Genomic DNA, 20,232 nt, shown 5'->3' with positions numbered 1-20,232 from the left:
GCAAGCGCTGACAGTCGTTCATGAAAAAGGGCCCTCGCAGGGCCCTTTTTCGTTACTGCTGCGTCGTTTCAACCGGCCATGGTCAGGCGGTTGCGTCCTTCGCGCTTGGCCACATACAGGGCGCTGTCGGCGCGGCGCAGCAGGCTTTCACCGGATTCGCCCGGCAGCAGGCTGGCGCAGCCCAGGCTGATGGAAACCTCGATCGGCCGGCCGGCATCCAGACACTGCAGCTCGAGCACGGCAAAGCGCAGGCGTTCGCCCACCAGGGCTGCCCCTTCGCGATTGGTGCCGGAGAGAATCACCAGAAACTCCTCGCCGCCGTAGCGGAACACCATATCGATGTTGCGCAGCTGGTTTTTCAGCGTTTGCGCGACGGCCTTCAGTACCTCGTCGCCCAGCGCGTGGCCGTGGCTGTCGTTGATGACCTTGAAATGATCGATGTCGAGCATCAGCAGCGACAGCGGCTGCAGATTGCGGCGGGCCAGATCCACCTCGCGTTGCAGCACCTGGTCCATGGCGATGCGGTTGCCGGTGTCGGTCAGCGGGTCGCGCAGCGCACTCTTCAGCGCGGTGCGGTACAGCAGCGCGTTGCGCAGGGGGAACAGCAGGCAGGCCAGCAGCGATTCCAGCTGCGCCAGCTCGTCGTCGGAAAAGCGCTGCTTGCGCCGGAAGATCAGTTCACCCAGGTACTCACCTTCATGACTCAGGCGGTAGCCGGCCGAGTGCGGCGCGCGCTCGCCCAGCTCCAGGCGCAGGTCATGCGAGGGATGCTGAAAGGCCAGGGCATCGAGGGGGACCAGCCGCTGCACCTCGCGAAAGAACAGGCTGAGGATGCGTTCGACATCCAGGCTGGTCTGCAGTTGCAGGCTCAGCTGCTGACGCAACATGACCAGGCTGACGGGCTTGAGCGGCAGATTGCGGTTGCCGGTGAAGCCGAGGCGCTGCAGCTTGGCGGCGTCGAAATCGATGGTGTTGGACTGGCTGGGGGGGACCATGGAGCTGAACCTCTGGCGCGATGGTGCGACAAGAGGGTTAGAGCGAAAAGCGTGCCAGGTGGTTCAAATGAGCTGAAAATCCTGTGAAGTCAGTCACTTAGTGGTGGTGGCAGGCGGCCATCCGTTGCCGTTTGCCGGTTGTCTGGCGTGTCAGGTGGCAATGTGATGCCGTTCACGTTTGCCGGTGGCAACTTTCTGTCGCGAGCCACCCCAGCGCCAGGCGCCGGGGCATCGGCCCGTCACTGAGCGTCGAAAGCCTGGCCGTTGACGCCGCTGCTGTCCGGCCCCATCAGGTAGAGGTAGACGGGCATGATCTCTTCCGGCGCTGGCCGGGTGGCCGGGTTTTCGCCCGGGTAGGCCTGGGCGCGCATGGCGGTGCGGGTGGCGCCCGGGTTGATGCTGTTGGCGCGCACGTTACTGATGCCGTCCAGCTCGTCCGCCATCACCTGCATCAGGCCTTCGGTGGCGAACTTGGATACCGCGTAGGCGCCCCAATAGGCCTTGCCCTTGCGCCCGACGCTGCTAGAGGTGAATACCACCGAGGCGTCCTGCGACAGCTTGAGCAGCGGCAGCAGGGTGCTGCTGAGCATGAACATGGCGTTGACGTTGACGTGCATCACGCGCATGAAGTTGTCGCCGGAGAGTTGTTCCAGCGGCGTGCGCGGGCCGAGGATCGAGGCGTTGTGCAGCAGGCCGTCGAGGCGGCCGAATTCGTTCTCGATCATCACCGCCAGCTCGTCGTACTGGTGCGGCAGAGCGGTTTCCAGGTTGAAGGGGATCACCACCGGCTGCGGATGACCGGCGGCCTCGATCTCGTCGTAGACCTGGCTCAGGTTGGCTTCGGTCTTGCCCAGCAGCAAAACGGTGGCGCCGTGGGCGGCGAAGCTCTTGGCCGCAGCCGCACCGATGCCGCGGCCGGCGCCGGTGATCAGGATCACCCGATCCTTGAGCAGGTCGGGGCGGGCGGTGTAGTCGAACATGTTCAGGGTCCTTCGCGATGCTGAAATGGGGCGGGGCATGCCCGCCAAAACAGAGGAGAGGTGGCTCAGCAGCTGCAGAGCGCTCGATCGAGTACTGCGCGCAGCTCCAGCGGGTGATCCACGACCACGTCGGCGCCCCAGTTGCGCGGGTTGTCTTCGGGGTGGATATAACCGTAGGTGACCGCTGCGGTTCTGCAGCCGGCGGCGCGTCCGGATTCGATGTCGCGCTCGTCGTCACCGATGAACAGCACCTCTTGCGGCTGTACGCCGATCTTCTCGCAGGCCAGCAGCAGCATGTCCGGTGCGGGCTTGCTCAGCGCCACGTGATCCGGGCACACCAGCACCGCCGAGCGCTCGGCGAGATTCAGGCGATGCATGATCGGCTCGGCGTAGCGCAGCGGCTTGTTGGTGGCCACGCCCCACGGCAGGCGCGCCTGTTCGATGTCGGCGAGCAGCGCTTCGATGCCGTCGAAGGGGCGAGTCAGTACCGCGCAATGCTCCTGATAACGTTCGAGGAACTCCTGGCGCAGGGTCTCGAAGGCGGCCGAATCCGGGTCTTCAGCGAAGGCGCAGGCAACCATGGCGCGCGCGCCTCCCGACACCTGGTCGCGAATGGCCTTGTCCGCCAGCGGCGGCAGGCCCCGCGCGCTCCGCATGGCCTGAGTGACGGCAATGAAGTCCGGCGCCGAGTCGAGCAGGGTGCCGTCCATGTCGAACAGTACTGCGCGCAAACGCATCAGGCTTTCCTCAGCGTCTGGATCATGTAGTTGACGTCGACATCGGCTTCCAGCTTGTAATGCTTGGTCAGCGGGTTGTAGGTCAGGCCGATGATGTCCTTGACCTCCAGCCCGGCTGCGCGGCTCCAGGCGCCCAGCTCGGACGGGCGGATGAACTTCTTGAAGTCGTGGGTGCCGCGCGGCAGCAGGCGCAGGATGTACTCGGCGCCGATCACCGCGAACAGGTAGGACTTCGGGTTGCGGTTGATGGTGGAGAAGAACACCTGGCCGCCCGGCTTGACCAGCCTGTGGCAGGCGCGGATCACCGAGGACGGATCGGGCACGTGCTCGAGCATCTCAAGGCAGGTGACCACGTCGAACTGGCCGGACATCTCCTCGGCCAGGGCTTCGGCGGTGATCTGCCGGTACTCGACCTCGACCCCGGACTCCAGCTGATGCAGCTGCGCCACCGACAGTGGCGCTTCACCCATGTCGATGCCCGTCACCGTGGCGCCGCGCTGGGCCATGGCCTCGCTGAGGATGCCGCCGCCACAGCCGACGTCGAGCACGCGCTTGCCGGCCAGGCCGACGCGCTCGTCGATCCAGTTGACCCGCAGCGGATTGATGTCGTGCAGGGGTTTGAACTCGCTCTCGCGGTCCCACCAGCGGTGAGCCAGGGCCTCGAATTTGGCGATTTCGGCGCGGTCGACGTTGCTCATAAGCATCTCTTTCAAAGCAGGGAAAGCGTATTGCCGCCATGTTGCCAGTTTCGGCGCCGGCATGGGACGGCTCGGGGTCGTTCAATGTATGTCAGTTTGTCGCAGTGGTGGTGCCGCCGTGCCGCGGTCATTTTTTGGCGATTTTCTCGCCCCAGACGCGGGCCTTGGCGATCAGCTCGCCTTCATCCATGCGCGTCAGGCGCCCGTCGTCCAGCAGCTGCTTGCCGCCGACCCACAAATGCTTCACGCAATCTCGGCCGCTGGCGTAGATGAGCTGCGAGACCGGGTCGTAGATCGGCTGCTGAGCCAGGCCGGAAAGATCGAAGGCGACCACGTCGGCCAGTTTGCCCGGCTCCAGGGAGCCGGTCTGGGTTTCAAGGCCCAGTGCGCGGGCACCATTGAGGGTGGCCATGCGCAAGGCGCTGTGGGCATTGAGGGCGGTGGCTGACCCGGCGACGGCCTTGGCCAGCAAGGCGGCGGTGCGGGTTTCGCCGAGCAGATCGAGATCATTGTTGCTCGCCGCCCCGTCGGTGCCGATGGCGACATTGACGCCGGCCTGCCACAGGCGTTCGACCGGGCAGAAGCCGCTGGCCAGTTTCAGGTTGGATTCGGGGCAGTGCACGACGCTGCAGTTGTGCTCCACCAGCAGCGCCAGATCCTCGTCATCGATCTGCGTCATGTGTATCGCCTGGAAGCGCGGGCCGAGCAGGCCGAGGCGAGCCAGGCGCGCCAGCGGGCGCTCGCCGTGCTTGCTGACGGCCTCGGCGACTTCCTGGGCGGTTTCGTGCACGTGCATATGAATGCCGGCATCCAGCTCGTCAGCCAGCACGCGGATCTGTTCCAGCTTGTCGTCGCTGACCGTGTAGGGCGCGTGGGGGCCAAAGGCGATGCGGATGCGCGGGTGCTGCTTGAGGTCATCGAACAGCTGCAGGCCCTTGCGCAGCGCCTCGGCAGCGTTCAGGGCGCCGGGCACCGGGAAGTCCAGTACCGGGACGGTGATCTGCGCGCGCACACCGGCATTGTGCACGCACTCGGCGGCGGTCTGCGGGTAGAAATACATGTCGGAGAAGCAGCTGATGCCGCCCTTGATCTGCTCGGCGATGGCCAGATCGGTGCCGTCGCGGACGAAATCCTCGTCGACCCACTTGCCCTCGGCGGGCCAGATGTGGTCGTGCAGCCAGGTCATCAGCGGCAGGTCGTCGGCAATGCCGCGCAGCAGGGTCATGGCGGCGTGGCCGTGGGCGTTGATCAGTCCGGGGGCGATCAGGCATTGCGACAGCTCTCGCACCTGCGTTGCCGGATGGCGCAGCGCCTCGGCGCGCGGGGCGATCAGGGCGATACGCCCATCGCGAATGCCCAGGCCGTGATCGCGCAGCACGACCCCGGCTGGTTCCACGGGCACCAGCCAGGTGGGCAGCAGCAACAGGTCGAGAGGGGCTTCGGGCATGAGGATTGTCCGTCTGGCTTGATCGGTGCAAGGAAGGTGGCCAGTGTATAGATGAACGCGCGTAGCTTGAAGTCGTGAGGACGTGCCGGATTGTTCGGCTGGCGCCTGCCGGTCTGCGTATAATCCGCGATTTTTTGGCGGTTAAGGATGGAGTGCGCGATGCGCGAGCAATTGCTGGCGGTGGAGAGGGTTCAGGCAATCGAGTGGCGCGACGGCGCGCTGTATCTGCTCGATCAGCGCCTGCTGCCGCATCGGCAGACCTGGTTGCGCTTCGACCATGCTGCAGAAGTGGCCGATGCGATTCGCGACATGGTGGTGCGCGGCGCACCGGCCATTGGTATCGCCGTCGCCTATGGCCTGGTGCTGGGTGCTCGCGCCCGGCTGCAGGCCGGTGGGGACTGGCGTGAGGCGCTGGAGGCGGATTTTGCCCGTCTCGAGCAGTCGCGGCCTACGGCGGTGAATCTTTTCTGGGCGCTGCAGCGCATGCGCGAGCGTCTGGCACGGCTCAAGGACGATGGTGAGGTGCTGGGGCAGCTGGAGGCCGAGGCGGTCGGCATTCACGCCAGTGACCGCGAGGCCAATCTGACCATGGCGCAGCTGGGCATGGAGCTGATTCGCAAGCATCAGGGCAATCCGCAGGTGGTGCTGACCCATTGCAATGCCGGAGCGCTGGCTACCGGCGGCTTCGGTACGGCGCTGGGGGTGATTCGTGCCGCGCATCTGGAAGGCTTGCTCGAGCATGTCTATGTCGATGAAACCCGGCCCTGGCTGCAGGGGGCGCGGCTGACCGCCTGGGAGCTGGCCGGCGATGGCGTGCCGGTCAGTCTGAATGTCGATGCGGCTGCGGCGCACCTGATGAAGACCAAGGGCATCACCTGGGTGATAGTCGGCGCCGATCGGATCACGGCAAACGGTGATGTCGCCAACAAGATCGGCACCTACCAGTTGGCGGTCAACGCCATGCACCACGGCGTGCGCTTCATGGTGGTGGCGCCCAGCTCGACCATCGACATGAGTCTGGAAAGTGGCGACGACATCCTGCTGGAGGAACGCAGTGGCAGTGAGCTGCTGGAAGTGGCGGGGCAGCCGGTGGCAGCCGATGTGCCTGCGGTCAACCCGGTATTCGATGTGACGCCGGCGGATCTGGTCGACTACATCGTGACCGAGAAGGGTGTGATCGAGCGTCCGGACAGCACCAAGCTGGCGCAACTGATGTGCCGCAAGCGACTGCACTGAGTTCGCCAGGCGCACCCTGTTGCGGGGTAGGTGCGCGGCACGCTTTGTGGTAATCTCCGGCAGTTCTCAAGGGGGCTGGCTGCAGCCTCCGTCACTGCATCGAATCGTGACATAACTCGTTGATTTGTCGTGAGTCGTTGATGGCTTGAAGCTATCGCGACGTGCTCCATGGCGTTCCAGGAAGAATGACGCGGAGTTTCACCAGAAAAAGGAACCAGGCTTCTCATGGGCGAACTGGCCAAAGAAATCCTCCCGGTCAATATCGAAGACGAGCTGAAACAGTCCTACCTCGACTACGCGATGAGCGTGATCGTCGGGCGTGCGCTGCCGGATGCGCGCGATGGCTTGAAGCCGGTACACCGCCGTGTGCTCTATGCCATGAGCGAACTGGGCAACGACTGGAACAAGCCCTACAAGAAATCGGCCCGTGTGGTCGGTGACGTGATCGGTAAATACCACCCGCACGGCGACACCGCGGTGTACGACACCATCGTGCGGATGGCTCAGGACTTCTCCCTGCGTTACCTGCTGGTCGACGGCCAGGGCAACTTCGGTTCGGTGGACGGCGACAACGCCGCGGCCATGCGATACACCGAAGTGCGCATGACCAAGCTGGCTCATGAACTGCTGGCCGACCTGGACAAGGAAACCGTCGACTGGGTGCCCAACTACGACGGCACCGAGCAGATTCCGGCGGTGATGCCGACCAAGGTGCCGAACCTGCTGGTCAACGGCTCGTCCGGTATCGCCGTGGGCATGGCCACCAACATCCCGCCGCACAACCTCTCCGAGGTGATCGATGGCTGCCTGGCGCTGATCGACAACGCTGACCTGACAGTCGATGACCTGATGCAGTACATCCCCGGCCCTGATTTCCCCACCGCGGGCATCATCAACGGCCGTGCCGGCATTATCGAGGCCTACCGTACCGGCCGCGGGCGCATCTACATCCGTGCTCGTGTCGAGGTCGAGGACATCGACAAGGTCGGCGGTCGTCAGCAACTGGTGGTCACCGAGCTGCCGTATCAGCTGAACAAGGCGCGTCTGATCGAGAAGATCGCCGAGCTGGTCAAAGAGAAGAAGATCGAAGGCATCACCGAACTGCGCGACGAGTCCGACAAGGATGGTATGCGCGTGGTGATCGAGCTGCGTCGCGGCGAAGTGCCGGACGTGGTGCTGAACAATCTGTACGCCCAGACCCAGATGCAGAGCGTGTTCGGCATCAACGTCGTGGCGCTGGTCGACGGTCAGCCGAAGACCATGAACCTCAAGGACATGCTCGAAGTGTTCGTCCGTCACCGCCGCGAAGTGGTGACCCGGCGTACCGTCTACGAACTGCGCAAGGCGCGCGAGCGCGGCCACATCCTCGAAGGTCAGGCGGTGGCGCTGTCCAACATCGACCCGGTGATCGAGCTGATCAAGGCCTCGCCGACTCCGGCCGAAGCCAAGGAGCGTCTGATCGCCACCGCCTGGGAATCCAGCGCGGTCGAAGCCATGGTCGAGCGCGCCGGCGCCGACTCCTGCCGCCCGGAAGGGCTGGATCCGCAATACGGCCTGCGCGAAGGCAAGTACTACCTGTCGCCGGAGCAGGCTCAGGCCATCCTCGAACTGCGTCTGCACCGCCTCACCGGTCTGGAGCACGAGAAGCTGCTGGCCGAATACCAGGAAATTCTCAGCCTGATCGGCGAGCTGATCCGCATCCTGACCAGCCCCGAGCGCCTGATGGAAGTCATCCGCGAGGAGCTGGAGAAGGTCAAGGCCGAATTCGGCGACGCCCGTCGCACCGAGATCATCGCCTCGCGTCAGGACCTGACCATCGCCGATCTGATCACCGAGGAAGAGCGTGTCGTCACCATCTCCCATGGTGGCTACGCCAAGAGCCAGCCGCTGGCCGCCTACGAGGCGCAGCGCCGCGGTGGCAAGGGCAAGTCCGCCACCGGGGTGAAGGACGAGGACTACGTCGAGCACCTGCTGGTGGCCAACAGTCATGCGACCCTGTTGCTGTTCTCCAGCAAGGGCAAGGTCTACTGGCTGCGCACCTTCGAAATCCCCGAGGCCTCGCGTGCCGCCCGCGGTCGTCCGCTGGTCAACCTGCTGCCGCTGGACGAGGGTGAGCGCATCACCGCCATGCTGCAGATCGACCTGGAAGCCCTGCAGCAGAGCGCCGGGGCTGATGAGGACCTGGACGACGAAGGCCTGGTGATCGAAGGCGAAGCCACCGAAGTGGTCGAGGCCGAGGAAGTCGAGGAAGTCGAGGGCGAAACCCCCGAGCTGGTCGCCGAGCCGACTGGCGCCTTCATCTTCATGGCCACCGCGTTCGGTACCGTGAAGAAGACTCCGCTGGTGCAGTTCAGCCGTCCGCGTAGCGCCGGCCTGATCGCCCTGAAGCTGGAAGAGGGCGACACCCTGATCGCCGCCGCCATCACCGACGGCGCCAAGGAAGTCATGCTGTTCTCGGACGCCGGCAAGGTACTGCGTTTCGCCGAGAGCAAGGTGCGCACCATGGGCCGTACCGCCCGCGGCGTGCGCGGCATGCGCCTGGGCAAGGATCAGCGCCTGATCTCCATGCTGATTCCCGAGTCCGGCGCGCAGATCCTCACCGCCTCCGAGCGTGGCTTCGGCAAGCGCACCGGGTTGGGCAAGTTCCCCCGTCGCGGTCGTGGCGGTCAGGGCGTCATCGCCATGGTCACCAGTGAGCGTAACGGCAAGCTGGTCGGCGCCATCCAGGTACAGGACGGCGAGGAAATCATGCTGATTTCCGATCAGGGCACCCTGGTGCGTACCCGTGTCGACGAAGTGTCCAGCTCCGGCCGTAACACACAGGGCGTGACCCTGATCAAGCTGGCCAAGGACGAGACCCTGGTCGGCCTGGAGCGTGTGCAGGAGCCGACGCCGGTGGAAGAGGACGAACTGCTCGAGGGCGAAGAGGGCGCTGAAGTCGCCGACAGCGCCGATGCGCCGATCGTCGACGCCGAGGAAGGCAGCGAGGAGTAAAACCCGGCTGCGCAGGTGGCGCTTCAGTCGCGGCTGAAGCGCCTCGCGCGAGCACGGCAGACAGTTTGGACATGCCATCGTCTGGTGGTGGCGTTCTGTGAATCTGAGAGAGACAGACGTGAGCAAGCGAGCTTTTAACTTCTGCGCCGGCCCCGCCGCGCTGCCGACCGCTGTACTGCAACGCGCCCAGGCCGAGATGCTCGACTGGCAAGGCAAGGGCCTGTCGGTGATGGAGATGAGCCATCGCAGCGACGAGTACGTGGCCATCGCCAGCCAGGCTGAGCAGGACCTGCGCGATCTGCTCGCCGTGCCCAACGACTACAAGGTGCTGTTCCTGCAGGGCGGCGCCAGCCAGCAGTTCGCTGAGATCCCGCTCAACCTGCTGCCCGAAGACGGCGTGGCCGACTATGTCGAGACCGGCATCTGGTCGAAGAAGGCCATCGAGGAGGCTCGTCGCTACGGCGCCATCAATGTCGCCGCCAGCGCCAAGTCCTACGACTACTTCGCCATTCCCGGGCAGAACGACTGGCAACTGTCGAAGAATGCCGCCTACGTGCATTACTGCAGCAACGAGACCATCGGCGGTCTGCAGTTCGACTGGGTGCCGCAGACCGGCGACATCCCGCTGGTGGTGGACATGTCCTCGGATATCCTCTCGCGTCCCATCGACGTCTCGCAGTTCGGCCTCATCTACGCCGGTGCGCAGAAGAACATCGGCCCCAGCGGTCTGGTGGTGGTGATCGTGCGCGAGGATCTGCTCGGTCGCGCCCGCTCCAGCTGCCCGACCATGCTCGACTACAAGATCTCGGCCGACAACGGCTCGATGTACAACACTCCGGCCACCTATTCCTGGTACCTGTCCGGCCTGGTGTTCCAGTGGCTCAAGGAGCAGGGCGGCGTCGAGGCCATGGAACGCATCAACCGCGCCAAGAAGGACCTGCTGTACAAGGCCATCGACGGCAGCGATTTCTACAGCAACCCCATCGCCCACAACGCCCGTTCCTGGATGAACGTGCCGTTCCGCCTGGCCGACGAGAAGCTGGACAAGGCCTTCCTCGCCGGCGCCGATGAGCGCGGCCTGCTCAACCTCAAGGGCCATCGCTCGGTAGGCGGCATGCGCGCTTCCATCTACAACGCCGTCGGCCTGGATGCGGTCGAGGCGCTGGTGGCCTATATGGCCGAGTTCGAGAAGGAGCACGCCTGATATGTCGGAACAGGAGCTGCAGGCGCTGCGCCTGCGCATCGACAACCTCGACGAGCGCATCCTCGAGCTGATCAGTGACCGCGCGCGCTGCGCCGAAGAAGTGGCGCGGGTGAAGATGAAGGAGCTCAAGGAAGGCGAGTCGCCGGTGTTCTATCGCCCCGAGCGCGAGGCTCAGGTGCTCAAGCGCATCATGGAGCGCAACAAGGGCCCGCTGGGCAATGAGGAAATGGCGCGGCTGTTCCGCGAAATCATGTCTTCCTGCCTGGCCCTGGAGAACCCGCTCAAGGTCGCCTACCTCGGCCCCGAGGGCACCTTCAGCCAGGCTGCGGCGATGAAGCACTTCGGTCATGCCGTGATCAGCGTGCCGATGGCCGCCATCGACGAAGTGTTCCGTGAGGTGGCCGCCGGTGCGGTGAACTTCGGCGTGGTGCCGGTGGAGAACTCCACCGAGGGCGCGATCAACCACACCCTCGACAGCTTCCTCGAGCACGACATGGTGATCTGCGGCGAAGTCGAGCTGCGCATCCACCATCACCTGCTGGTCGGCGAAACCACCAAGACCGACAAGATCACCCGCATCTATTCCCATGCCCAGTCGCTGGCGCAGTGCCGCAAGTGGCTGGACGCGCACTACCCGAACGTCGAGCGCGTGGCGGTCTCCAGCAACGCCGACGCCGCCAAACGGGTCAAGAGCGAGTGGAACAGTGCGGCCATCGCCGGCGACATGGCGGCCAATCTGTATGGCCTGACCAAGCTGGCGGAAAAGATCGAGGATCGCCCGGACAACTCCACGCGTTTTCTCATCATCGGCAGCCAGGAAGTGCCGCCGACCGGCGACGACAAGACCTCGATCATCGTCTCCATGCGCAACAAGCCGGGCGCGCTGCACGAACTTCTGGTGCCGTTCCACAACAACGGCATCGACCTGACCCGCATCGAGACGCGGCCGTCGCGCAGTGGCAAGTGGACCTACGTGTTCTTCATCGACTTCGTCGGCCACCACCGCGACCCGCTGATCAAGGACGTGCTGGAGAAGATCGGCCAGGAGGCCGTGGCGCTGAAGGTGTTGGGTTCCTATCCCAAGGCGGTACTCTAAACAGCAGCCGCAAGCTGCAAGCCACAAGCTGCAGGCGGATCGACGCGCGGCTTCTGACTTGCGGCTTGCAGTTTGAGGCGTGTAGCTATGACTTGTGATTTCATCGCCCTGGCCCAGCCGGGTGTGCAGAAGCTGTCCCCCTATGTGCCGGGCAAGCCGGTCGATGAGCTGGCCCGCGAGCTGGGCCTCGACCCGGCCGGTATCGTCAAGCTGGCCAGCAACGAAAATCCGCTCGGCCCCAGCGCCAAGGCGCTGGCCGCGATCCGTGCCGAGCTGGACGAGCTGACCCGCTATCCCGATGGCAACGGCTTCACCCTCAAGAGCGCGCTGGCCGCGCGTTATGGCGTGGATGCGGCTCAGGTCACCCTGGGCAACGGCTCCAACGACATCCTCGAGCTGGTCGCTCGCGCCTACCTGGCGCCTGGCCTCAACGCCGTGTTCAGCGACTACGCCTTCGCCGTCTACCCCATCGCCACTCAGGCCGTCGGCGCGCAGGGCAAGGTGGTGCCGGCCAGGGACTACGGTCACGATCTGGACGCGATGCTGGCGGCCATCGACGATAAGACGCGCGTGGTGTTCATCGCCAACCCCAACAATCCGACCGGCACCTGGTTCGGTCCGGATGCGCTGGAAAGCTTCCTGGCCAAGGTGCCGGAGTCGGTGCTGGTGGTGCTGGACGAGGCCTATATCGAATACGCCGAAGGCGACGAACTGCCCGATGGCCTGGATTATCTGGCGCGCCATCCCAACCTGTTGGTCTCGCGCACCTTCTCCAAGGCCTATGGTCTGGCCGCGCTGCGCGTGGGCTACGCGATCAGCTCGCCGGCCATCGCCGACGTGCTCAACCGCGTGCGCCAGCCGTTCAACGTCAACAGCCTGGCCCTGGCCGCTGCCTGCGCCGCGTTGTCCGATGCCGAGTACCTGGCCGAGAGCCGTCGCCTCAACGACGCCGGCATGCAACAGCTGCAGGACGGCCTGCGCGCGCTGGATCTGAGCTGGATTCCCTCCAAGGGCAACTTCATCGCTGTCGACTTCGGTCGCGATACCGCGGCGATCAACCAGGCGCTGCTGCGTGAAGGGGTGATCGTGCGGCCGATGGCCGGCTACCGCATGCCCAACTTCCTGCGCGTATCCATCGGCTTGCCGCGCGAGAATGCCCGTTTCCTGGAGGCCCTGGCCAAGGTGTTGTCGGCGTGACTGTAACCGCAGTGCAATCGAGCGCCCCTAAGATCGGCCGCCTGGTGGTGGTCGGCCTCGGTCTGATCGGCGGCTCCTTCGCCAAGGGCCTGCGCGCGCGCGGCCTGTGCCGCGAGGTGGTGGGCGTCGATCTGGATGCCGAATCGCGCCGCCTGGCCGTGCAGTTGGGGGTGGTCGATCGTTGCGAGACCGATCTGGCGGCCGCCTGTCAGGGGGCCGAGGTGATCCAGCTGGCGGTGCCTATCCTGGCCATGGAAAAGCTGCTGGCCGAACTGGCCAAGCTCGACTTGGGCGACGCCGTGCTGACCGACGTCGGTAGTGCCAAGGGCAACGTGGTGCGCGCTGCGCGCCTGGCGTTTCAGGGCAAAACCGTGCGGCTGGTGCCTGGTCATCCCATCGCGGGGTCCGAGCAGAGCGGTGTGGAGGCTGCCAACGCGGAGCTGTTCCGTCGCCACAAGGTTATCCTGACACCCTGCGAGCACAGCGACGAGGCCGCGCTAGCCTTGGTGGAGAGCCTGTGGCGCGAGCTGGGTGCGGACGTCGAGACGATGGAGGTAGAACACCACGACCAAGTGCTCGCCGCCACCAGCCACCTGCCGCACCTGTTGGCCTTCACCCTGGTCGACTCGCTGGCCAAGCGCAGCGAGAACCTGGAAATTTTCCGCTATGCCGCTGGCGGCTTCCGCGACTTCACGCGGATCGCCGGCAGTGACCCGGTGATGTGGCACGATATCTTCCTCGCCAACCGCGAGGCGGTGCTGCGCACACTTGATACATTTCGCGACGACCTCGACGCCTTGCGCGATGCGGTCGACGCCGGGGATGGGCATCAACTCCTGGGCGTGTTCACTCGCGCCCGCGTTGCCCGCGAACATTTCAGCAAAATTCTGGCCCGCAGGGCCTATGTGGACGCTATGCACTCGACCGATCTGATTTTCCTGGCAAAACCCGGTAGCAGCCTGTCCGGACGCATTCGTGTGCCCGGCGACAAATCCATCTCGCATCGTTCGATCATGCTGGGTTCGCTGGCTGAAGGCACCACCGAGGTTGAAGGCTTCCTCGAAGGCGAGGACGCCCTGGCCACCCTGCAGGCGTTCCGCGACATGGGCGTGGTCATCGAGGGCCCGCACCACGGCCGCGTGACCATTCACGGCGTTGGGCTCAAGGGCCTGAAGGCTCCTGCTGGCCCGCTGTACATGGGCAACTCCGGCACCTCCATGCGCCTGCTCTCCGGCCTGCTCGCCGCGCAGCCGTTCGACACCGTGCTGACCGGCGATGCCTCGCTGTCCAAGCGCCCGATGAATCGCGTGGCCAAGCCGCTGCGCGAGATGGGCGCAGTGATCGAGACTGGTCCGGAAGGCCGTCCGCCGCTGAGCATCAAGGGCGGCCAGCGCCTGACCGGCATGGACTACGAAATGCCGATGGCCAGTGCGCAGGTCAAATCCTGCCTGCTGCTGGCCGGCCTGTATGCCGCAGGCCGCACCTCGGTGACCGAGCCGGCGCCGACCCGTGACCACACCGAGCGCATGCTGCGCGGCTTCGGCTACCCGGTGAGCGTGGAGGGCAGCACCGCCAGCGTCGAGTCCGGCCACAAGCTGACCGCCACGCGCATCGAGGTGCCCGCCGATATTTCCTCGGCCGCCTTCTTCCTGGTCGCGGCGAGCATCGCCGAAGGCTCCGAGCTGGTGCTCGAGCACGTTGGCATCAACCCGACCCGCACCGGGGTGATCGATATCCTCAAACTGATGGGCGGCGATATCACCCTGGAAAACCAGCGTGAGGTGGGTGGCGAGCCGGTGGCCGATATCCGCGTGCGTAGCGCCAAACTCAAAGGCATCGACATTCCCGAAGACCTGGTGCCCCTGGCCATCGACGAGTTCCCCGTGCTGTTCGTTGCCGCCGCCTGCGCCGAAGGTCGCACCGTGCTGCGCGGCGCCGAGGAGTTGCGGGTCAAGGAATCCGACCGCATCCAGGTCATGGCCGACGGCCTGATCACCCTGGGCGTCAAGGCCGAGCCGACCCCGGACGGCATCATCATCGAGGGTGGTTCAATTGGCGGTGGCGAGGTCTGGGCCCATGGCGACCACCGTATCGCCATGTCTTTCAGCGTCGCCTCGCTGCGCGCCAGCGCGCCGATTCGCATCCACGACTGCGCCAACGTCGCCACCTCCTTCCCCAACTTCCTCGCGCTGGCGGCCGAAGTCGGCATCCAGGTGGCAGAAGAGGGCAAGGTATGAACGCCCCGGTCATCACCGTCGACGGGCCGAGCGGCTCGGGCAAGGGCACTCTCTGCGCGCTGCTGGCCAAGCAGCTGGGTTGGAATCTGCTCGACTCCGGCGCCCTCTATCGCCTGCTGGCGTTCGCCGCCGGCAACCACGGCATCGATCTGACCAACGAGGAGGCGCTCAAGCAGCTGGCGGCCCATCTCGATGTGCAATTCATCGACAAGCGCATCGTGCTCGAAGGTGAGGAGGTGACCGACGCCATCCGCAACGAGCAGGTTGGCGCAGGCGCCTCCATGGTCGCCTCGCTGCCGGCCGTGCGTGAGGCGCTGCTGCAGCGTCAACGCGCCTTCCAGGAGCAGCCGGGCCTGGTAGCCGATGGCCGCGACATGGGTACCGTGGTGTTTCCCGATGCGCCGCTCAAGGTATTCCTCACCGCCAGCGCCGAGGAGCGTGCCCGTCGTCGCTACCTGCAGTTGAAGGCAAAGGGCGATGATGTTAATCTCGCGAGTCTTCTCGACGAGATACGGGCGCGCGACGAGCGCGATACCCAGCGCGCGGTGGCTCCGCTCAAGCCGGCAGCCGACGCAATCCTGCTGGATTCCACCGAGTTGTCCATCGAGCAGGTGCTAGAACGAATTCTGCGCGAGGTCGCCGATCGCGATCTCGCCGGGTAATGAGCCGCGGCTGCTTAAGTCGATAGGCTCGCAAGGAGGCATGCGGGAGACCAGTCCTTGTCCCGCAGGCCTCTTTTTACATGAACGAACCCACATTGTCTGGAGTGTGGTTTGGGCGAATCCCCGCCCTTGACAACAGGAATCAACATGAGCGAAAGCTTTGCAGAACTTTTTGAAGAAAGCCTGAAATCCCTCGACATGCAGCCGGGCGCCATCATCACCGGCATCGTGGTCGACATCGACGGTGACTGGGTTACCGTCCACGCCGGCCTGAAGTCCGAGGGCGTCATCCCGCTCGACCAGTTCTTCAACGAACAAGGCGAGCTGACCATCAAGGTCGGTGACGAAGTCCACGTTGCGCTGGACGCGGTTGAAGATGGCTTCGGTGAAACCAAGCTGTCCCGCGAGAAAGCCAAGCGCGCTGAATCCTGGCTGGTTCTGGAAGCTGCGTTCAACGCTGAAGAAGTGGTCAAGGGCGTTATCAACGGTAAGGTCAAAGGCGGCTTCACCGTTGACGTCAACGGCATCCGCGCGTTCCTGCCGGGTTCCTTGGTCGACGTCCGTCCGGTGCGTGATACCACTCACCTGGAAGGCAAAGAGCTGGAATTCAAGGTCATCAAACTGGACCAGAAGCGCAACAACGTTGTCGTTTCCCGTCGCAGCGTCTTGGAAGCCGAGAACAGCGCCGAGCGCGAAGCTCTGCTGGAATCCCTGCAGGAAGGCCAGCAAGTCAAAGGTATCGTCAAGAACCTCACCGACTACGGTGCGTTCGTTGACCTGGGCGGCGTAGACGGCCTGCTGCACATCACCGACATGGCTTGGAAGCGCATCAAGCACCCGTCCGAGATCGTCAACGTTGGCGACGAGATCGACGTCAAGGTTCTGAAGTACGATCGCGAGCGTAACCGCGTATCCCTGGGCCTGAAGCAGCTGGGCGAAGATCCGTGGGTTGCCATCAAGGCTCGTTACCCGGAAAACACCCGCGTCATGGCGCGCGTCACCAACCTGACCGACTACGGCTGCTTCGCTGAGCTGGAAGAAGGCGTTGAAGGTCTGGTACACGTTTCCGAAATGGACTGGACCAACAAGAACATCCACCCGTCGAAGGTCGTCAACGTCGGCGACGAAGTGGAAGTCATGGTTCTGGACATCGACGAAGAGCGTCGTCGTATCTCCCTGGGTATCAAGCAGTGCAAGACCAACCCGTGGGAAGACTTCTCCGGTCAGTTCAACAAGGGTGACAAGATCTCCGGCACCATCAAGTCGATCACCGATTTCGGTATCTTCATTGGTCTGGACGGCGGCATCGACGGCCTGGTTCACCTGTCCGACATCTCCTGGAACGAAGCCGGCGAAGAAGCCGTGCGTCGCTTCAAGAAGGGCGACGAGCTGGAAACCGTCATCCTGTCGGTTGACCCGGAGCGCGAGCGCATCTCCCTGGGCATCAAGCAACTGGAAGACGATCCGTTCAGCAACTACGTCTCCCTCAACGACAAGGGCACCATCGTCCGCGGCGTTGTGAAGGAAGTAGATGCTAAGGGCGCCATCATCGACCTGGGCAACGAGATCGAAGCTACCCTGAAAGCCTCCGAAATCAGCCGTGACCGCGTTGAAGACGCGCGCAACGTCCTGAAGGAAGGCGACGAAGTAGAAGCCAAGATCATCAGCGTCGACCGCAAGTCCCGCGTTATCAGCCTGTCCATCAAGTCGAAAGACGTCGAGGACGAGAAGGACGCGATGAAGGAACTGCGTAACAAGCAAGACGTTGAAAGCACCGGCCCGACCACCATCGGTGATCTGATCCGTGCTCAGATGGAAAACCAGAACTAAGTTCCGGTAATTCATCCAAGAAAAAGGCGGCCCTCGGGCCGCCTTTTTCGTTTCCGCGTCCTGTAGGGTGCGCCACGCGCACCAATCGATGCGTAACTCCTGGTGCGCGGCATAACACGGCAGTCGGGCACTCCTTCCTCTTGGTGCTGTCACGGAGTCGGCCGGTTAAGACGAGCTCTGCTCGGAAGCTTCTTGCGTGCCGGTAACCAGTGAATGCGCGAACGCGCTTGGGCTCGCCCATCTAGAGGGAGACCGCTTTGGTTCCTCAATTCGATCCTCTCGCGTGTCGTGTGGCGAGGCTCTGTCCCCAGATTGCGCTAACACCTTGTTTTTTAGGCTGTTCAAAAGCTGACCAGCGTGCTAAAACCGAACCGTCGAGTCTTCTAGCCGCTTGAAAAAGAAGGGAAAACCATGACCAAGTCGGAGTTGATCGAAAGAATTGTCACCCACCAAGGCCAGCTGTCCTCCAAGGATGTTGAGCTGGCCATCAAGACCATGCTGGAACAGATGTCCCAAGCCTTGGCCACGGGAGACCGGATCGAGATTCGCGGTTTTGGCAGCTTCTCGCTGCATTACCGCGCGCCGAGGGTTGGCCGTAATCCGAAAACCGGCCAATCGGTGCGGCTGGATGGTAAGTTCGTGCCGCACTTCAAGCCCGGCAAGGAGCTGCGGGATCGGGTGAACGAAGACGAGTGATTGAGCGTAGGTGATCGCCCCGACGACAGATGATCGGTTCTCTACCAGTCGCCGCACAGCTTGCGAAAAAATAAAAAGCATGCAAAATGTGCGGGCTATCACATCGCTATATTGCTGGTTTTCCTCGTGGTTCATGGTATCTCTGTGAACTCTAGTAATCCGCACCTAGGGGCTGAGTCCCTGTAGTTTCGTCGGCGTTAAGGGATTGACTAGTGCGGTACCCCTTCATTCTCCATCACGGCGCCGTTACCGGCGTGACGGGCTTCTGCCATCAATTGCAGATGGGGGGCGAGCACGCGCTTCTTGTCGACGGCGGATTATTCCAAGGGTCAGAAACTTCGCCAGAGGGGCGGGCGGCGGCCAATAGCCTCCATATCGATTTCTCCCTTGTGGGCGTTAGGACCTTGGTCGCCAACCATGTCTACCGGGAAATTGAACCCTTTTGGGATGCCGAAGCGCTGACTCGAGCCAGAAGTAGGCACAAACCGCTAATCTGCTTAAAACGGACGGTCATCAGGCTTTGGCTATGGTTGGCAGCCTAATGCAAACGGTGCAGTCGGTCCTCGTTGCAGGTAACGGCATGTGCTCTCGCGGTCGCATCCTCCGCTACGTCAAAACCATGCTTGGCGATGCCCCGCATAATCTGCTGCTCGTCGGTTACCAAGCTGAGGGCACTTCAGGTAGGCAGATCCGGCTGCTCGGGCCGAAGGGATTCCTAGAGATGGACGGGCAGCGCTATGCCATAAAGGCACAAGTCCATACTATAAGCGGTTATTCCGTTCAGACTGACCAATGGGTTGGTCGATTCGTTACTCGGATGCGCCATTGGCCGTCAGAGGTGCGGATCGTGCATGGGAGCCCGCAGTCAAGCAAGCTCTGACAGATGCGCTGCGGAAGTTCTATAGCCAGAGCGGTCGCGATGGAGATTGTAATACCCTGGCAGTCCTTGCTGGCTGTAGGGGAAGGCAGTAGCACTGCAGAGTGCTTTTCCCGTTAACCCTGATTCTCTGGTCGATTGCAAGTCATGGCCAGAACCAATGCAATAGAAGTGGAGCCCAAGTTGAACCCCAATTCCTCGCCTAATACAAGCAATCAACAAGATGAAATCGATCTGATTGAGTTGTTCCAAGGCCTCTGGGCGCAGAAATGGCTGATTGCCGCCTTTACGGCAGTTGCAGTGGCTGGCGCTGCCGCTTTTGCCTTTCTCAGTACGCCAACCTATGAGGCCAGGTCGGGAGTGCTACCGCCACGTCTGAGTGATATCGCTGGCTACAATCTGGGGCGTAGCGAAGCCAAGCTAGCTGAGTTCAAGGTTGAGAATGTTTATGCAGTGTTCAAGCGCAATCTGCTTTCCGATGGGGTCAAGCGCGAACTTTTTCTGGGTGCCTATTTGCCCAGTTTGAGTGAAGTGGAAGCCAGAGGAGCTCAGGATCAGCTTTGGGTCAGATTCATCAATCTGGTAACGGTGCGCGCTCCGGATGCCAAAAACAATCCGGACTATTTCACCATCACGGTGCAGCATGAGGATCCGCAAACTGCCACCGAATGGGCCAATCGCTACGTGAGTATGGTGGCGGAAAAAACCGAGGCCGAAATGAAGGCTAACCTGTTGGTCGAGATCGGCACCAAGGCGCAATCCATAGAGCGGCAGATTGAGGTGCTACGTACCAGTGCGCAGAGGCGCCGAGAAGACCGCATTACTCGTCTGCGTGAAGCCCAGCAGGTTGCAGAGGCTGTCGGCATTAATGCCCCTCAGGTCACGACCGGCAAGACCTCATCCGACGGTGATCTGGCCGAGTTCATGGATGGCAACCTGATGTATATGCGCGGTGCCAAGGCCATACGTGCCGAGTTGACCGTGCTGGAGCAGCGCAAGAATGATGACCCCTTTATCCCCGAGTTGCGCGGGCTGGAGAGCCAGTTGGAGTTTCTCAAGCGTGTAGATGTCAACCCTGACAATGTTTCGGTCTATACCCTGGATAGCAGTGCCGAAGTGCCGCAGACACCGATCAAGCCGAAGAAGGTGCTGATTCTGGCGCTAGGGTTGGTGTTGGGCGGGATGCTTGGCGTGTTTGTAGCGTTGATGCGGAATCTATTGCGTCGAGCCCCTGCGCGAGGTTAATACGCTTCTTAGGGCGCTGTGTCTTGATGAGTTTTGCATAGGTTGTAATGAGCGCCATACTCTCCAGATTAATCAGAATATGCTTTTTATTAATAAAAAGT

16 protein-coding genes are annotated in these 20,232 nt (G+C 63.0%); 11 read left to right on the top strand and 5 right to left on the bottom strand.

The genetic code is table 11. From position 1 onward, the window contains the following. Nucleotides 1-68: 68 nt before the first annotated feature. The 5 genes from N7333_RS11385 to N7333_RS11365 form a co-directional block, all read right to left on the bottom strand. Entirely contained in the window at nt 69-995 is a 927-nt protein-coding gene (locus tag N7333_RS11385; protein ID WP_012018320.1) for a GGDEF domain-containing protein, read from the bottom strand. Nucleotides 996-1,234: 239 nt separating this feature from the next. Further along, nucleotides 1,235-1,975: a YciK family oxidoreductase gene (locus tag N7333_RS11380; protein WP_279858855.1), complete on the bottom strand. Its 741-nt coding sequence runs from the start codon at nt 1,973-1,975 to the stop codon at nt 1,235-1,237. Between the two features lie 65 nt (nt 1,976-2,040). Beyond that, nucleotides 2,041-2,712 (bottom strand): N-acetylmuramic acid 6-phosphate phosphatase MupP, encoded by a 672-nt coding sequence (gene mupP, locus N7333_RS11375; protein WP_003243535.1) that lies wholly within the window; start codon nt 2,710-2,712, stop codon nt 2,041-2,043. Continuing rightward, on the bottom strand, nt 2,712-3,410 hold the full coding sequence (gene ubiG / locus N7333_RS11370; RefSeq protein ID WP_279858854.1) for a bifunctional 2-polyprenyl-6-hydroxyphenol methylase/3-demethylubiquinol 3-O-methyltransferase UbiG: 699 nt from the start codon (nt 3,408-3,410) through the stop codon (nt 2,712-2,714). The genes mupP and ubiG overlap by 1 nt, the downstream gene beginning before the upstream one ends. A 127-nt stretch (nt 3,411-3,537) precedes the next feature. Then, nucleotides 3,538-4,857, bottom strand: a complete 1,320-nt coding sequence (locus N7333_RS11365; RefSeq protein ID WP_279858853.1) for a TRZ/ATZ family hydrolase — start codon at nt 4,855-4,857, stop codon at nt 3,538-3,540. Nucleotides 4,858-5,016: 159 nt separating this feature from the next. Here N7333_RS11365 and mtnA point away from each other — a divergent pair, with 159 nt between their 5' ends. The 11 genes from mtnA to N7333_RS11310 all read left to right on the top strand — a co-directional run bounded on the left by mtnA (nt 5,017) and on the right by N7333_RS11310 (nt 20,131). Next, nucleotides 5,017-6,093, top strand: coding sequence for an S-methyl-5-thioribose-1-phosphate isomerase (gene mtnA / locus N7333_RS11360; protein WP_279858852.1), 1,077 nt, complete (start codon nt 5,017-5,019; stop codon nt 6,091-6,093). A 225-nt stretch (nt 6,094-6,318) separates the two neighbouring features. Then, a complete protein-coding gene (gene gyrA / locus N7333_RS11355) occupies nt 6,319-9,087 on the top strand; it encodes a DNA gyrase subunit A (RefSeq protein WP_012018325.1) in 2,769 nt (922 codons plus the stop codon). Nucleotides 9,088-9,205: 118 nt separating this feature from the next. Next, the gene (gene serC / locus N7333_RS11350) at nt 9,206-10,291 is read left to right on the top strand and encodes a 3-phosphoserine/phosphohydroxythreonine transaminase (RefSeq protein ID WP_012018326.1); all 1,086 of its coding nucleotides are present in this window, start codon (nt 9,206-9,208) and stop codon (nt 10,289-10,291) included. A gap of 1 nt (nt 10,292) precedes the next feature. Beyond that, nucleotides 10,293-11,387, top strand: a complete 1,095-nt coding sequence (gene pheA, locus N7333_RS11345; protein ID WP_003243546.1) for a prephenate dehydratase — start codon at nt 10,293-10,295, stop codon at nt 11,385-11,387. Between the two features lie 87 nt (nt 11,388-11,474). Continuing rightward, nucleotides 11,475-12,584: a histidinol-phosphate transaminase gene (gene hisC, locus N7333_RS11340; RefSeq protein ID WP_279858851.1), complete on the top strand. Its 1,110-nt coding sequence runs from the start codon at nt 11,475-11,477 to the stop codon at nt 12,582-12,584. Then, the gene (locus tag N7333_RS11335; protein WP_279858850.1) at nt 12,581-14,821 is read left to right on the top strand and encodes a bifunctional prephenate dehydrogenase/3-phosphoshikimate 1-carboxyvinyltransferase; all 2,241 of its coding nucleotides are present in this window, start codon (nt 12,581-12,583) and stop codon (nt 14,819-14,821) included. The genes hisC and N7333_RS11335 overlap by 4 nt, the downstream gene beginning before the upstream one ends. Further along, complete coding sequence (cmk, locus tag N7333_RS11330) at nt 14,818-15,483, top strand: (d)CMP kinase (RefSeq protein WP_279858849.1); 666 nt, start codon at nt 14,818-14,820, stop codon at nt 15,481-15,483. The genes N7333_RS11335 and cmk overlap by 4 nt, the downstream gene beginning before the upstream one ends. A gap of 147 nt (nt 15,484-15,630) precedes the next feature. Then, nucleotides 15,631-17,313 carry a 30S ribosomal protein S1 gene (rpsA, locus tag N7333_RS11325; RefSeq protein WP_012018329.1) on the top strand — a complete coding sequence of 561 codons (1,683 nt, stop codon included), beginning with the start codon at nt 15,631-15,633 and terminating at the stop codon, nt 17,311-17,313. 411 nt (nt 17,314-17,724) lie between these two features. Next, nucleotides 17,725-18,009: an integration host factor subunit beta gene (gene ihfB / locus N7333_RS11320; RefSeq protein WP_003243558.1), complete on the top strand. Its 285-nt coding sequence runs from the start codon at nt 17,725-17,727 to the stop codon at nt 18,007-18,009. A gap of 526 nt (nt 18,010-18,535) precedes the next feature. After that, a complete protein-coding gene (locus tag N7333_RS11315) occupies nt 18,536-18,889 on the top strand; it encodes a hypothetical protein (protein ID WP_347815288.1) in 354 nt (117 codons plus the stop codon). Between the two features lie 144 nt (nt 18,890-19,033). Then, the gene (locus N7333_RS11310) at nt 19,034-20,131 is read left to right on the top strand and encodes a Wzz/FepE/Etk N-terminal domain-containing protein (protein WP_279858847.1); all 1,098 of its coding nucleotides are present in this window, start codon (nt 19,034-19,036) and stop codon (nt 20,129-20,131) included. The last annotated feature ends 101 nt before the right edge of the window (nt 20,132-20,232 follow it).

The sequence above is a fragment of the Pseudomonas sp. GD04158 genome (genome assembly GCF_029834875.1).
Taxonomy (GTDB): domain Bacteria; phylum Pseudomonadota; class Gammaproteobacteria; order Pseudomonadales; family Pseudomonadaceae; genus Aquipseudomonas; species Aquipseudomonas hydrolytica.
The sequence above is the reverse complement of the archived record's forward strand: the minus strand, read 5'-3'. Positions and strand labels throughout refer to the sequence as shown.